Origin of the sequence: Vibrio sp. D3 (assembly GCF_043995865.1) — a bacterium.
In the GTDB taxonomy this organism is placed as follows: Bacteria; Pseudomonadota; Gammaproteobacteria; order Enterobacterales; family Vibrionaceae; genus Vibrio; species Vibrio diabolicus.
On the sequence record NZ_CP171887.1, the window covers coordinates 488,168 to 504,996 of the forward strand.

The window sequence follows — 16,829 nt, forward strand, 5'->3', positions numbered from 1 at the left end:
GATTACTGGGCTTGAACGCGCAGCTCAGCGGCACTGCGGCTCTGGTGACCAAGTAGCGTGCGAAGATCTGCCGCTTGTGGTTTCACCAAATAGAACTTTGGAATCCATTCATCAAAGTTCGCCAAAATATTTTCTGCGTGGCTCGACCCTGTTTCTTCAAGGTGTTCCGCAATCAGGCCGCGCAAATGCTCTTGGTGGATGTATAGATCGGACAATGAAATGGCTTCGACAGATTCAGTATTGACTCGACCTTCAAAGCTCTGGTTTTCATCCAGAACATAGGCAAAGCCTCCGGTCATACCTGCACCAAAGTTCACGCCTGTTGCACCTAGAATGGCAACAATACCGCCAGTCATGTACTCACAAGCGTTATCTCCCGCACCTTCAATGACGGCAATAGTACCTGAGTTTCGTACCCCAAAACGTTCACCCGCTTTACCTGCTGCGAACAGTTTACCGCCCGTTGCGCCGTACAAACACGTGTTACCAATAATGGTGGCTTCATGACACTTGAACGCTGTACCTAAGTGAGGCTTAATGGCGATCTTGCCGCCTGCCATGCCTTTCCCTACGTAGTCATTCGCATCACCTGTGAGGTAAAGCTCTACGCCACCCGCATTCCAAACGCCAAAGGACTGGCCGGCAGTGCCGTCAAGATAGATTTTGATAGGGGAAGCTGCCAATCCTTGGTTGCCATAGCGTTTTGCTATTTCGCCAGATAAGCGTGCACCCACAGAACGATCAGTGTTGATGACATTGTAGAAGAAACTTGCCGATTGGCTGTTTTCTACCGCATACATGGCATCATCAATGATCTTTTGATTGAGCTCAGCTTTATCAAACGGTTTATTTGGTTCCGTCCAAAACAGCGGATGACCTTCAGGCGAGACGGGAGCTTCTAGAATGTTGGATAGATCCAATTTGGTTTGCTTTGCGGTAAAGCCTTCTACTGCTTCAAGTAAATCGGTACGACCAATCAAGTCCGTCAGTTTTTCAACGCCTAGCTCGGAAAGCAGCTCGCGCACTTCTTCTGCCAGTCCGGTGAAGTAGTTCATCACCATTTCAGGTAAGCCTTTGAAGTACTCTTTACGCAGCGTTTCGTCTTGAGTCGCAACCCCTGTTGCACAGTTGTTGAGGTGACAAATTCGCAGGAACTTACAACCCATAGCAACCATTGGAGCGGTACCAAATCCGAAGCTTTCCGCACCAAGAATCGCGGCCTTAACCACGTCTAGACCAGTCTTTAGACCACCGTCTACCTGTAGGCGGATCTTATGACGCAGACCGTTAGCAACCAGTGCTTGTTGTGTCTCTGCCAACCCCAACTCCCAAGGGCTACCAGCGTATTTTACCGAAGTTAATGGGCTTGCTGCAGTACCACCGTCGTAACCCGAGATGGTAATGAGATCAGCGTAAGCCTTTGCTACGCCCGTTGCGATGGTGCCGACACCTGGCTCGGAGACGAGTTTTACCGAAACCAGCGCATTCGGGTTGACTTGTTTAAGGTCGAAGATCAGCTGGGCCAAATCTTCAATAGAATAAATATCGTGGTGTGGAGGAGGGGAGATTAACGTCACCCCTTGCACGGAGTAACGTAGCTTGGCGATTTCTGCGGTGACTTTGTGTCCCGGTAGCTGACCACCTTCACCCGGTTTAGCCCCTTGCGCTACCTTGATTTGTAGTACATCCGCATTAGTAAGGTAATGAGGCGTGACACCAAATCGGCCTGAAGCAATTTGCTTGATGCGCGAGTTACGTTCAGTACCGAAACGGCGAGGATCTTCACCGCCTTCACCGGAGTTTGAGTAGCCACCAAGACGGTTCATTGCAGTCGCGAGGGCTTCATGCGCTTCAGGGCTAAGTGCGCCAATGGACATGGCCGCAGAGTCGAAGCGTTTGAACAGTTCGGTTTTCGGCTCTATTTGCTCAAGTGGCAGCGGTGAGTCTGACTTTTTCAGCGACATTAAGTCACGCAACATAGCAACAGGGCGTTGATTCACTTGCTTGGCAAAGCTCTGATAGTCGTTACTTTCGCCAGATTTAACTGCTTGTTGCAGCGTGCCGACAACATCCGGGTTGTAAGCATGATACTCACCTCCATGGACATACTTTAACAAGCCGCCATGATCAATCGATTTACGTTTCGCCCATGCTTTGCGAGATAAGTTTGTCAGATCTTGCTGGAAGTCGTCAAAATTCGCGCCTTCAATACGAGTTGTGACACCTTTAAAACACAGATCGACCACATTTTGGCTCAAGCCAACTGCTTCAAACAGTTGTGAGCAGCGGTAAGAGGCGATGGTTGAGATACCCATCTTTGACATGATTTTGTACAGGCCTTTGTTGATGCCGTATTGGTAGTTCTGCATCACATCTCGATAGTCTTTCTCTAGTGCCTTATCATCAATCAGTTTACCTAACGCTTCATAAGCAAGGTATGGGTAAACTGCAGTCGCACCAAAGCCAAGCAAGACAGCAAATTGGTGTGGGTCACGTGCAGTTGCGGTTTCGACTACAATGTTGGCATCGCAACGTAGGTTCGCATCAATCAAACGAGTTTGAACGGCGCCGACTGCCATTGCCGCTGGAATTGGTAACTTGCCTTTGACCAAAGCGCGATCTGAAAGTACCACTAAAACCGTGCCTTCACGTACGACTTGCTCTGCTTGCTCACAGAGATCATTAATGGCTTGTTTAAGATCTTTCTCTTGTGGATCGTAGTTGATATCTAGAATGGTATTACGGTAGTGATCGTCACCAAGCTCGAGCAGTTGCTGCATGTCTGAATAAAGCAGTACAGGCGAATCAAATGTTACGCGATGCGCGTGGCCATCGGTTTCACAGAAGACATTCATTTCCTTACCGATACTGGTCGCCAGTGACATCACGTGTTTTTCACGCAGTGGATCGATCGGTGGATTGGTGACCTGAGCGAACTTCTGGCGGAAGTAGTCAGTTACCAAGCGCTCTTTTGAGGAGAGCACTGCCATTGGAGTATCGTCACCCATAGAACCAACGGCTTCTTGGCCCATTTCTCCGAGTACACGCAGAACTTGGTCGACTTCTTCGTTCGTCATCGCGAATTGCTTTTGATAAGTCTTAAGTAAGTCTTCATCAAAGCTGCGCTCGCCTACTTGATCCTCAGGTAGCTGAGAAAATGGTGTGAGTTTGCGAACGTTGTTTTCCATCCATTCGCGATAAGGGTGACGAGATTTCAGATCATTATCGATCTCGCTAGACTGCCAAAGCTTACCTTTACGAGTGTCGATGACGAGCAATTCACCCGGACCTACACGCCCTTTTTCGGCAACTTCATCTGGGGCGTAATTCCAAATCCCTACCTCAGATGCCAGAGTGATCAACTTGTCTTTGGTAATTACATAACGTGCAGGACGCAGACCATTTCGGTCTAGATTACAAGCAGCATAACGACCATCGGACAGTACGATACCTGCTGGGCCATCCCATGGTTCCATGTGCTTGGAGTTGAAATCGTAAAACGCCCGCAGATCCGGATCCATATCTGGATGGTTTTGCCATGCAGGCGGCACAAGCATACGCATGGCGCGGAAGATATCCATGCCACCAGCTAAGAAGAGATCCAGCATATTATCTAAGCTAGAGGAGTCTGAACCTGTCTCGTTCACAAATGGTGCTGCAGTTTGAAGATCGGGCAGTAGTGGTGACGAGAACTTGTAAGCGCGCGCGCGCGCCCATTGGCGGTTACCTTCAATGGTGTTGATCTCACCGTTATGAGCAAGATAGCGGAACGGCTGAGCCAATGGCCAACGCGGTTGAGTATTGGTAGAAAAACGCTGGTGGAACAGACAGATAGCGGATTCCATGCGTAGATCAGCAAGATCAAGGTAGAAGCGAGGCAAGTCCGCAGGCATGCACAGGCCTTTGTACACCAAAACTTGAGTCGACAAGCTACAGATGTAGAAATCAGGATCTTCGGTGATTTGTTTCTCGATGCGACGGCGTGCGATGTAGAGACGACGTTCAATGTCACGCTCTCGCCAACCAGCCGGTGCAGAGATAAAGACTTGCTGAATATTTGGAAGCGAGTTAGCCGCAATTGGACCGAGCACTTCTGAATTGGTTGGAACTTCACGCCAACCGGCCACTGTTAGCGTCTCTTGCGCAAGTTCTCTGTTGACGATGTCTTTAGCGAGTTGAGCTTTGACCGGATCTTGGTTGAAGAAAATCATCCCTACGGCGTATTGCTTGCCAAGGTTGAAACCATTTTCTTCGGCAATAAGACGTAAATAGGAATCAGGCTTTTGTAATAGAAGACCACAACCATCACCGGTTTTACCATCGGCGGCAATACCACCACGGTGGGTCATTCGGTCAAGTGCAGAAATTGCTGTACGAACCAGCTTGTGGCTTTGTTCGCCTTCCATATGCGCGATCAAGCCAAATCCACAGTTGTCTTTCTCAAGACTTGGATCATAAAGAGCCATTGCAATTCTCCCTTTGCTTATCCGTCATCCCGACAGATATATCAACACTGCTTACGTTGATAGTGATGACTGAATATGCGTCATCTTTATAGTTTTATGTATATTTATTCAATAAAAGCTGTGAAATATTTAACATTTTTTGAGTGTTTTATTTTCATCAACTTCACAAGCTATAGCTTATTGTAAAAAAGGTCAAGTTATTAGTGGATAATCACGTGAATATGCGATTTACCATTTAATAATCTAAAATAGTTTAATGATTTCAAATAGATAGAAAATTGATTGTTACAAAAAAGTAACATTTGATTCTGTGGGAAATAAAAAAGACCAGCATAAAATGCTGGTCAAAATAGAAAGATTGGAAGGAATTGTTTTCTTTCTTTGCTAATAGCCATCGATATCGCTGATGGCTATTTATGGCATTGAAAGAGGGAAGCGTGAATACTTCCGTTAAGCAGAAAGCATCAGTGAATCTGCTTTTGCTTCTAGGTTTGTGCCATCCATTAGGTAGTCATCGATAGCACGAGCACATTCGCGACCTTCGTTGATACAACGAACCACCAAAGATTGGCCTGTTCGCATATCACCAGCAGCAAATACGCCTTCTTGGTTAGTAGCAAAACCTTGAGTTGCTACGTTACCGCGATCATCTAGCGCGATATCCAGTTGAGCAAGCACGCCTGTAGGTTCTGGGTGTAAGAAGCCCATTGCTAGGAATGCCATATCACATGGGATCACTCGCTCGCTGCCTTCTACTTCTTTGAAACTTGGGCGCTCGCCTGGTTTTGCATCTTGCCAAACGATATCAGCAAGACGAAGGCCTGTGACTTCACCTTTGTCATTTCCGATGAACTCTTTGGTCAGGATGTTCCAGTGACGATCGACACCTTCTTCATGAGAGGTCGAAGTACGTAGGATCATTGGGTATTGAGGCCAAGGCATATTGGCTGGGCGCTTCTCTGGTGGAATCGGCATGATTTCCACTTGAGTTACGCTTGCTGCGCCGTGACGGTTTGACGTACCTACACAGTCTGAACCGGTATCACCACCACCAATGACAACCACATGTTTACCTTTTGCGTGAATCTCTTCCGTTTTCAGGTCCATGTTATTTGCACGTCGGTTGTTTTGACCTAGGAATTCCATTGCGAAGTGAACGCCTTTGAGCTCACGACCCGGAACTGGCAAATCACGTGGAACCGTTGAGCCACCCGTCAGTAGAACCACATCGAACTCTTGACGCAGTTGCTGAGCATTTACATCAACACCGACGTGTTGGTTTACTTTAAACTCAACGCCAGCTTCTGCCATTAGATTGATCTTACGATCAATGACTTCCATGCTCAGTTTAAAATCTGGAATACCGAAACGCAGCAGACCACCAACCTTCTCGTCTCGCTCGAATACTGTCACAGTATGACCAGCGCTGTTTAGCTGCTCAGCAGCCGCAAGACCCGCTGGTCCAGATCCAATGATCGCTATCGTTTTACCAGTGCGAGAACGTGGCGTTTTTGGCTTGGCGTACCCTTCACGATACGCCGTTTCTACGATGGTTTTCTCGATGTTACAGATGGTGATTGGGTCTTGGTTGATGCCAAGTACACAAGCACTTTCACATGGAGCAGGGCAAACACGACCAGTAAACTCTGGGAAGTTATTGGTTGAGCTTAGAATGTTCCATGCTTCTTCCCAGCTATCACGATAAACCGCATCGTTAAACTCTGGGATGATGTTACCGATAGGGCAGCCGTTATGACAAAACGGCACACCACAATCCATACAACGAGACGCTTGAGTATTGATCTTGTCACCAAACTCCTCGTTCAGAACGAACTCTTTGTTGTTCTTGATGCGTTCAGCTGGGTCGATCTTCTGTGGTAGTTCACGACCATGCTCTAAAAATCCAGTAGGCTTACCCATTATACGGCCTCCACTTGAGTTTCGTTTCCTTGAGACTGTGCTTCAGCTTTACGCTTTTGAAGCACCGCTTTATAGTCACGCGGCATTACCTTAACCATAGAGGCTAGGCTTGCTTCAAAGTTGTCTAGGAAAGACTGAGCGACTTCACTTCCTGTGAATTGAACATGCTTAGTTAGCATGTCGAGTAATAGATCTCTGTCTTCTTGCTCGATTGGATCTAGGTCTACTAACTCTGGGTTCAGTTTCGACTCAAAGTCGCCTGATTTATCCCATACGTAAGCCACGCCGCCACTCATACCTGCGGCAAAGTTACGACCTGTTGAACCAAGGATAATTGCTGCACCGCCCGTCATGTATTCACAACCGTGGTCACCGACGCCTTCTACTACTACTTTCGCGCCTGAGTTACGAACACAGAAACGTTCGCCAGCCATACCGCGAATGAAAGACTCACCCGAAGTGGCACCGTAGAAACACACGTTACCAACCACGATGTTATCTTCTGCGACAATGCTTGATTTCGCATCTGGGTAAAGTACTAACGTACCGCCAGATAAGCCTTTACCCCAGTAGTCGTTCGCGTCGCCTTCTACTTCGAACTTCACGCCCTTAGCTAGGAATGCGCCGAATGACTGACCCGCTGAACCTTTGAACTTCACGTTCATTGGTCGAGGTAGGCCGGCATCTTTGTACACTTTCGAGATTTCGTTCGACAGCATGGTGCCCGCAGAACGGTCAGTGTTGACGATAGGGAATTCGGCATTCACCGCCTCGCCTTTCTCGAGAGCAGGAATCGCCGCTTGAATCAGCTTACGGTCTAGTACCGATTCCAGATTGTGGTTCTGTTGCGTTTGGTTATGGATACCGTCTGACTCACGTGGTTGTTCAACGTGTAGAACAGGAGACAGATCTAGGTTCTTGTATTTCCAGTGAGAAACGTCTTGGCGAATCTTCAGCTTCTGACCTTGGCCGACCATCTCATCGATAGTGCGGAAGCCAAGTTCAGCCATGATTTCACGTAGACCTTGTGCCATGTATTGGAAGAAGGTTACGACGTCTTCTACGCGGCCATCAAAGCGCTCGCGAAGCGTCTTGTTCTGAGTCGCGATACCAACAGGACAGGTGTTCTTATGACACTTACGCATCATGATACAACCTTCAACCACTAATGCTGCGGTTGCTACGCCCCATTCTTCTGCACCGAGTAGTGTTGCCACTGCAAGGTCGCGAGGTGTCTTCATCTGACCATCTGCTTGAACCACGATACGGTTACGTAGACCGTTCTTCAGTAGCGTTTGGTGAGTTTCTGCCAAACCAAGTTCCCAAGGAAGACCAGTATGACGGATTGAAGACATTGGGGATGCACCAGTACCACCGTCGAAACCTGCGATTAGTACAACGTCCGCTTTCGCTTTCGCTACACCGGAAGCGATCGTACCTACGCCAGCTTCCGATACCAGCTTCACGTTTACACGGCCCGCGCGGTTCGCGTTCTTCAAATCGTAGATAAGCTGAGCCAAATCTTCGATTGAGTAGATATCGTGGTGTGGTGGCGGCGAGATAAGACCGACGCCCGGAGTTGAGTGACGTGTAGCACCGATCCAGTCATCTACTTTATCGCCTGGTAGCTGACCACCTTCACCTGGTTTCGCACCTTGAGCCATCTTGATTTGTAGCTCATCAGCGTTGGTTAGGTAGTAAGAGGTTACGCCGAAACGACCCGAAGCTACCTGCTTGATTGCAGAGCGTTCCCAATCGCCGTTCTCTTTGCGCTCGAAACGCATTGGGTCTTCACCACCTTCACCAGAGTTCGATTTCGCGCCAAGACGGTTCATCGCAACAGCTAGTGTGGAGTGTGCTTCGTAAGAAATAGAACCGAATGACATAGCACCCGTCGCGAAGCGTTTCACGATTCTTTCAATTGGCTCGACTTCGTCGATAGAGATAGAGCCGGCTGGGTTCTTAATAAACTCAAGCTGGCTACGCAGAGTTACCGCGTTGTCACCTTGTTTATCGACTGCTGTCGCGTACTGCTTGAACTGATCGTAGTTCTTGTTGCGCGTAGACTCTTGTAGTAGAGAAATGGTTTCTGGGTTGAAGAGGTGCTTCTCGCCACGCTGTTTCCATTGGTAAACACCACCCACATCCAGCATTTGAATTGGGATTTCGCGTTGTGGATAACCGATGCGGTGACGAACGAGCACTTCTTTAGCGATATCGTCAAGGGTGAGACCTTGGATACGAGAAACTGTACCTGTGAAGTACTTATCTACCACTGACTTATGAATACCTAAGGCTTCGAAGATTTGCGCACCGTGGTACGACTGCAGGGTTGAGATACCCATCTTCGAGAAGATCTTCAGAAGACCGCCATTGATCGCTTTACGGTAGTTGTTGAACAGATCACGAGGGTTCGCTTCTGGATCCAGCTTCTTAGTACGTTGAAGCTCAATGATGGTTTCAATCACAAGGTATGGGTTAACGGCGTTTGCACCATAGCCAATAAGGGTTGCAAAGTGGTGTGTTTCACGCGCATCACCGGTTTCAACCACAATGTCACACTTCGCACGTAGGCCTTTACGGATCAAGTGGTGATGCACTGCACCAACTGCCAGCATTGCTGGGATAGCGGCGTGGTTTGAGTTCACTGCGCGGTCAGTTAGTAGGATGATTGAGTAACCATCAATCACCGCGTCTTCTGCGTATTGGCAGATACGTTTTAGTGCGCGCTCAAGCTTGCCTTGGTCTTCACTGGCTTGGAATACGATATCCAGCGTCTTAGCTTGTAGGTGCTCGTTATCGATAGCACGCAGCTTTTCAAGCTCAGAGTTCGCCAGAACAGGCGATTCCAATTCTACTTTCTGACAGTGAAGTGGTGTTTCAGTCAGAAGGTTTTGGTCTTTACCCAAGTAAGTGTTCAGCGACATAACCATACGCTCACGGATCGGGTCGATCGGTGGGTTAGTTACCTGTGCAAACAGCTGCTTGAAGTAGTTTGAAAGATGTTGCGACTGATGAGATAGAACCGCAAGAGGCCAGTCGGCACCCATTGCTGATAATGGCTCTTTACCTTCATTTGCCATTGGAACGATGATTTCGTTCACTTCTTCAGTACTTACGCCAAACGCTTGTTGGCGGTGTAGAAGATGTTCTGGCTTAGGTTGGCTGAATTGGTTGCTCGCATCTGGCAGCTTCTTCAAGCTTAGTAGGTTTTCTTCTACCCACTTTTCGTAAGGCTGCGCTGTTGCGATGGTGTCTTTCACTTCTTCATCAGAGATGATGCGACCTTGCTCTAAGTCTGCAACGAAGATGCGACCTGGTTGTAGACGACCGCGGAACTCAACGTTCTCTGGCTCAATATCCACAACACCAGATTCTGATGCCATTACTAGGAAGTTATCTTTGGTCACTGTGTAGCGAGAAGGGCGCAGACCGTTACGGTCGAGTGTCGCACCAACTTGAACACCATCAGTAAAACATACTGAAGCCGGACCATCCCATGGTTCCATGATGTTCGCGTGGTATTGATAGAACGCACGACGCTTAGGATCCATGTTTTTGTTTTCTTGCCATGCTTCCGGGATCATCATCATCAATGCGTGCGGCAGGCTGCGACCAGAAAGAACTAGGAGCTCAAGAGCCATGTCAAAGTTAGATGAATCCGAACTGCCTTCCTGACAAATAGGAAGCAGCATGTCGATTTCAGCTTGGGTAAATAGATCGGATTCAATGATCGCCTCACGGGCTTTCATCCAGTTCAAGTTACCTCGAACTGTATTGATTTCACCGTTGTGGGCAATGTAACGGAAAGGTTGTGCAAGACGCCATTTCGGGAAGGTGTTGGTAGAGAAGCGAGAGTGTACCAGTGCCAGTGCGGTCACCATGGTCGGGTTTTGCAGATCAAGGAAGTACTGAGGGACTTGCTCGGTCGTTAACTGACCTTTGTACACCAATGTCTTGTAAGACATAGAGTTAATATAGAAGTCATCACCAATGTTCGAAACGCTTTCTAGGCAAACACGTACAGTGTAGTTACGAAGTACGTACAGTTTGCGCTCTAGCTCTTCAGGTGTAATACCTGGACCACCAGAGATAAACACATGCTCAAACTGAGGTTCTGTGCTTAGCGGGTCGGCACCGATCATCGAGTTATCGGTTGGCAAAACGCGGTAGCCAATAACTTCAAGGTCTAGACGCTGAGCGTTGCGTTCTAGAATGTCACGGCATTGCTCGCGTTTGTATTCGTCTTTCGGGAAAAGTACGACACCCACACCATACTTTTCAAATGAAGGCAGTTTAATGCCGAGCTTAACGGCCTCTTCTAATAGGAATTCATGAGGTTTTTGTAGCAAGATACCCGCACCATCACCGCTGCATGGATCACAACCTTGACCACCACGGTGCTCCATGCGAGCTAGCATATCCAATGCTTGAGTCACTACTTCATGAGATTTACGGTTTTTAAGGTGAGCAACAAAACCGATACCACACGCGTCATGCTCCAATTCAGGAGTATATAGACCCTGTGGATTTTGCTCTCTATCTACCATAGATACATCCTTCCAGTTCAATGTCGACGCAAAAGCACCAGGCAGGCAAATGCCACCTAGACCATTGATTACGTCTTGTCCTTTATATTTATTATCGCCACCGATCTAGGTTGACCGATCTTGATTCCTTTCCGTATCTCGCAGGAAAAGTTTTGCGAGAAAAACAATCCTTGGTGGTATCCCTTTATTTATTGCCACTATTTAGTGATTTATATAGGTAGGAGTGGGATAACACCGACAAATCCCGCAGTGTACTTTGTAATAAAAGTCACAAAAATAACGGGGTTGTGTAAGTATCCTACAATTTTGTCACTTCAGAATGCAATGAAAAAGTCGACGTTGTGACCCAATTTTTTCGTTTAATTATGCATTTTTAGTTTAACATTTACGCAACATGAACGTTTTTTATCTGTATTTATGCAGGTTTATTGATTTTGAGCTGTATGATGTTTGTTTGAATTGACTAGTATTGTGTGTTTTTTCTTGCAGGGATGTAATTTATTTACACAGATCGTAGTGAGATTGATTACGGTTCATTGTTGGTGGGAATTTATGCAGTTACATGAGTTGGTCAATACAATCGGCCAAGATCTTCAGCGTCGATACGGTGAAAAAGTCCATAAACTAACGTTGCACGGTGGATTTAGTTGCCCTAACCGAGATGGCACGATTGGTCGGGGAGGATGTACTTTTTGTAATGTGGCTTCGTTTGCGGATGAAGAAGTACAGATAAAAAGTATTCACGATCAGTTGAAAGATCGTGCGGGCGAAATTCATCGAGCGAAGAAGTATCTCGCTTATTTTCAGGCTTACACCAGTACTTATGCGGAAGTGCAAGTGCTGAAAAATATGTATGAAGAAGCACTAAAAGCGGCTGATATTGTGGGATTGTGTGTCGGGACTCGTCCAGATTGCGTGCCTGATGCCGTATTAGATTTGCTGTCTGACTATGTACAGCAAGGTTATGAAATTTGGCTAGAGTTAGGGCTTCAAACCGCTAATAACGACACCCTTAAGCGCATCAATCGCGGTCATGATTTCGAATGTTATGCCGAGATCACCAAGCGTGCGCGTGCGCTAGGTATTAAAGTCTGTACTCATTTAATTGTTGGATTACCGAAAGAAAGCCGCGACGATAACATTGAGACGCTGCAAAAAGTGTTAGCCGTGGGCACGGATGGCATTAAGTTACATGGCTTGCATATTGTGGAAGGCAGCACGATGGCGAAAGCGTGGCGTGCAGGACGATTAGAGGCGCCAGTGCTAGAAGAGTATGTCGCTATTGCCAGTGAGATGATTCGTATGACACCACCAGATGTGATTTACCATCGCGTTTCATCAGCAGCTCGTAGACCTACCTTATTATCGCCACTGTGGTGTGAAAATCGCTGGCTGGCGATGACTGAAATTGGTCGAGCTCTCAGTGAACATGGTGCTCAAGGAAGCCTAACGGGAAACGCTTTTATCTATACTAAACCGGAATTAATAGCAGATCGCTCAATAAATAACTGATATATTTTAACCAGTTTTCTTTAAAGGTTTAAACGATGGATCAGTTACTCAATTGGCTTTGGGATGGTCAAGGCGGTTATGGCTATGTCGTCTTGTTATTAATCGCTAGCGTGTGCGCGTTAGCACTGATCTATTTGCACTTTCAAACATCACTTAAGCAACTCGTAACGGATTCACCCTATCCAGTCATAGTGCTGGATACTGGCCATGCTCAGATCTTGTTATCTAACCAAGCTGCGATGCAGTTATTAGGTATTCGCTCTCTAGGCACGGGATATTTGTATCCCGCTTTATTCGATATTCGTGAGCTTGAGTCGTTTCTCGACAGTGTCTCTAGTCGTCATTTTAGCCAGCAGGTATTTGATTGGCGCTTATCTGAAAGCGAATCTATCAAGGTGGAGTTGTCAGGAAGAAAGAGTTTGCTGCGCAATCACCGTGTTTGGATCATCTACGCGCAGCCATATCAATCCACTCATCAAGAGCAGCAACAAGAGCTTGCGCAATTAACGATCGCCCGTTCGGCACTAGACTCACTCTCTGAGTTAATCTGTACCCAAGATCGCCAAGGGAATTTATTAACGACGAACCGAGCATTTGATCAATTTTGGGAAGGGCGAAGGGAAGAAGCCTGCGCATCAAAGGCTTCCATGGGTGAGGCTACCAGAAAGAGTGAGCGCAAGTGGACGACGGATCCACAAGGTCGCAGTTGCTTATTGGAAGTGAATCAAAACTCCCTTGTGTCACCGAGTGGTGAGCTGATCGGTACATTATCCATTAGTCATGATGTGACCGAGTGGCACAAAATGCAGCAAAACCTGAGAGATGAAATGGAGCGGCGTAAAGATACAGAAGTTGCGTTGGCGCAAAGGGATACTATCTTACAAACTATTCTTGACGCTAGCCCTGACTCTATCGGTATCTTCAATGAGAATATGGTCTATCAAGCGTGTAATAAACCGTTCGTTAATGCATTAGGTATTTCAGACGTGTCTGATTTGATCGGTAAGCGCCTTCAAGATGTCATTCCTGAAGAGATGTACGCTCGCTTAGCCGCTAGTGATTTGGATGCATTGCGTCAGTCAGAGCCTGTCCGATACATAGATAAAGTCGTTAGCAGTGATGGCAAAAGTACGTGGTTTGATGTGGTGAAATCGCCTTTTAAAGATAAAGCTTCAGGAACGAATGGTGTGCTGATCATGGCGCGTGATATTTCTGAACGTTACCTTGCCGAACAAAAGTTGGAGAGAGCCAATTTAGAGTTAGAAAAGTTGAGCTTTATGGATAGTTTAACTCAGGTATCGAACCGACGCCGCTTCGATGAACAACTGCAGGTACTATGGTACCACCATGCCCGCGAAAAGCTGCCGCTCACTATCATGTTGTGTGACATCGACTTTTTCAAAGATTACAACGATTGTTACGGCCATCAGCAAGGTGATGAAGCATTGGTCAGTGTTGCTACCGTATTCACAAAAGTCATCAATCGCTCTTCGGATTGTGTTGCGCGTTATGGTGGTGAGGAGTTTGGTTTTATCCTGCCGAATACCACAACGGAAGGCGCGAGCAATGTAGCGCAGCGTATTCATGAACAAATTCGACAACTCGATATGGAGCACGACAGCTCAGAAGCTTCGGAACGTCTCACGGTCAGTATCGGTCTTGTCTCTTATATTCCTCAACATGGTGATGAACCGGAAATGGGTATTGCCATGGCTGACAGTGCGCTATACCAAGCCAAAGCTGATGGACGTAATCGCACCTGTATTCACCCCAGTTCTTGCTAACGCTTTGTGACCGCTTGCTCTTAGTTGATAGCTGATTGTTTAAATCGCCGTATTAAACACGTTAAACTTACCGAAGCCTGTGCGTTCGTTGGTTAACTTATCTTTTTATCTTGTTTAGCAAGCGCAGTTCGCACTACGTATTTTTCACTAATCACACAGACCTAAATTGCGTTAGGCCGAATATGTCTGCTCGTTTTTTATCATTGAAGGGCAACATCTAGCCAGCACCATGGAGTAGTTAATGAAACCCATGAAAAATCTCGCCCAGTATTATGTCGACTTGCTAGTCAAACTGGGGATTGTTCGTTTCTCGATTTTGCTGGCCCTTGCGCTGGTGGCATTAGCCGTTGTGGTGCAGGTGGGGATTACTTTAGCTCTCAAGGGGCGAGTCGACGATATCGACATTGTCCGTTCGGTGTTTTTTGGTCTCTTGATTACACCTTGGGCGGTTTATTTTCTTTCTGTTGTTGTTGATCAGCTAGAAGAGTCTCGCCAGCGTTTAACCAAGTTGGTGTCCAAACTGAAAGACATGCGCTCGCGAGACCAAGAACTGAATTATCAACTGCAACAAAACATCGAAAAGCTCAACCAAGAAATTGAAGAGCGCATTAAAGCAGAAGAAGCTCGAGAAGAGGCGATGCAAGATCTCGAAAACGAGGTGTTCCAACGAGAGCGTACTCAGTTAGAGCTTGCGGAACGCACTGCACTACTGCGTTCATTTATTGATGCCTCGCCAGACTTAATTTACTACCGCAATGCCGATGGTGTGTTCTCCGGTTGTAACCGGGCAATGGAAGAGCTAACGGGCAAGAAAGAGCACCAGTTAGTCGGATTAAGCCCTTGGGATGTGTATAGCAAAGAAATCGCTGAGCACATCGTTGATACTGACCAAAAGGTCTTCGCCGATAATCAAGCCATCACTTACGAGCAGTGGCTAGAGTATCCTGATGGACGCAAACATTACTTTGAACTGCGTAAAGTGCCGTTTTACAGCAAAGATGGTCGTCACCTTGGCTTGGTAGGTTTTGGCCGTGATATCACTGAACGTAAACGTCATGAAGAGTCGTTAGAGAAAGCAAGCCGTGATAAAACTACTTTCATCTCAACCATCAGTCATGAACTGCGAACGCCACTAAATGGCATTGTGGGCTTAAGTCGCATGCTTCTCGATAGTCCGTTGACAGAAGAGCAGCGCAAACACATGCAGACCATCAATGTGAGTGCGATTACGCTAGGGAACATCTTCAACGATATTATCGATATGGATAAGTTTGATCGCCGCAAGCTAGAACTATTACCTGCACCACTTAACTTCGAAGACTTCGTCGCTGAGATTGAAAGCATCTCAGCTTTGATGGCGGAGCAAAAAGGGCTGCGTTTTGACTTAGAACGTTTGAGTGATTTACCAAAAGCAATTGAAGTGGATGCGACCCGTTTGCGTCAGGTAATTTGGAACTTGGTTAGTAACGCAATGAAGTTTACCAAAGAAGGTGGCGTTGTGATGACGGTGAGTGCTGATGTCGAAGACGATTTTGCCACCATTATTATGGAGGTGGAAGACACGGGTATTGGCATACCAGAAGACGAGCTCGATAAAATCTTTGCCATGTATTACCAAGTGAAATCAGGTAAAGACAACCTACATGCTGTCGGGACTGGTATAGGCCTGGCGGTGTCAAAACAGCTGATCAATATGATGGATGGTGACATTACTGTCGCTAGTGAAGAGGGTTTTGGTAGTACTTTTACCGTATCGATTCACGTTCCTATTGTGGAACTCGAAGAACCTGTCATTGATGCAAAACGCGATAATGTGCATCTCAACATTTTTATGGTCGAAGACATTGAGCTTAACGTCACCGTGGCCAAATCGTTGCTTGAGAGCTTAGGGCACTCCGTTACCGTGGCGATGACGGGACAAGAAGCGCTCGTGAACTTTGTGCCAGAAAAATATGACTTGGCGTTGTTGGATATTCAGCTGCCTGATATGACGGGCTTTGATGTCGCAAATTATTATCGCGAGCATTATAACAATCTGCCTCCATTGGTCGCCCTAACAGCTAATGTGATGAAAGATCGTCGTGAATATTTAGATAACGGTATGGATGATGCCATCAGCAAACCGCTTGCTGTGAATGCCATTCAGTCTGTAATTGATAAGTTCTTCGCGCATCAGGTAGAGCCGCAAGAGCAACCTGAGAGCATTCCAGAAACAGTGGAAGAGCCGACTCCTTCTCCTGTGATTGAGACACACTTGCTCGATATGGATATGTTAGAGTCTTACGTCGACATTGTTGGTGCCAAGCCGGTCTACGACAGCATAAAAATGTTTGAAGACATGATGCCAGACTATATTGATGTCTTAGACTCAAACATGACGGCAAAAGATCAAGATGGGATTGTTTCTGAAGCGCATAAAATTAAAGGCGCTGCAGGTTCGATTGGCCTCAAACGTATCCAAAGTGTGGCGCAGAAAGCGCAATCTCCCGATATGCCAGCATGGTGGGAAAACATTTCAGACTGGGTTGAAGAGATCAAAAATGAATACCAAAACGATATTCAAGTCCTCAAAAGTTGGTTGGAACAAAGGAAATAAC

At 46.8% G+C, this 16,829-nt stretch carries 6 protein-coding genes; 3 read left to right on the plus strand and 3 right to left on the minus strand.

From position 1 onward, the window contains the following. Positions 1-2: 2 nt before the first annotated feature. From gltB (ACHFJ9_RS10330) to gltB (ACHFJ9_RS10340), 3 genes are all read right to left on the minus strand, one after another. Positions 3-4,466, minus strand: a complete 4,464-nt coding sequence (gene gltB / locus ACHFJ9_RS10330; RefSeq protein WP_395356744.1) for a glutamate synthase large subunit — start codon at positions 4,464-4,466, stop codon at positions 3-5. 450 nt (positions 4,467-4,916) lie between these two features. Further along, complete coding sequence (locus ACHFJ9_RS10335; protein WP_006742690.1) at positions 4,917-6,386, minus strand: glutamate synthase subunit beta; 1,470 nt, start codon at positions 6,384-6,386, stop codon at positions 4,917-4,919. After that, the gene (gene gltB, locus ACHFJ9_RS10340; RefSeq protein WP_395356747.1) at positions 6,386-10,936 is read right to left on the minus strand and encodes a glutamate synthase large subunit; all 4,551 of its coding nucleotides are present in this window, start codon (positions 10,934-10,936) and stop codon (positions 6,386-6,388) included. The genes ACHFJ9_RS10335 and gltB (ACHFJ9_RS10340) overlap by 1 nt, the downstream gene beginning before the upstream one ends. 552 nt (positions 10,937-11,488) lie before the next feature. Here gltB (ACHFJ9_RS10340) and ACHFJ9_RS10345 point away from each other — a divergent pair. The 3 genes from ACHFJ9_RS10345 (at position 11,489) to arcB (ending at position 16,828) form a co-directional block, all read left to right on the plus strand. Beyond that, positions 11,489-12,448, plus strand: a complete 960-nt coding sequence (locus ACHFJ9_RS10345) for a TIGR01212 family radical SAM protein (RefSeq protein WP_317421970.1) — start codon at positions 11,489-11,491, stop codon at positions 12,446-12,448. 35 nt (positions 12,449-12,483) lie between these two features. Further along, on the plus strand, positions 12,484-14,232 hold the full coding sequence (locus ACHFJ9_RS10350; protein WP_085343974.1) for a sensor domain-containing diguanylate cyclase: 1,749 nt from the start codon (positions 12,484-12,486) through the stop codon (positions 14,230-14,232). 241 nt (positions 14,233-14,473) lie between these two features. Beyond that, positions 14,474-16,828 carry an aerobic respiration two-component sensor histidine kinase ArcB gene (gene arcB / locus ACHFJ9_RS10355; protein WP_005396314.1) on the plus strand — a complete coding sequence of 785 codons (2,355 nt, stop codon included), beginning with the start codon at positions 14,474-14,476 and terminating at the stop codon, positions 16,826-16,828. Position 16,829 lies beyond the last annotated feature (1 nt).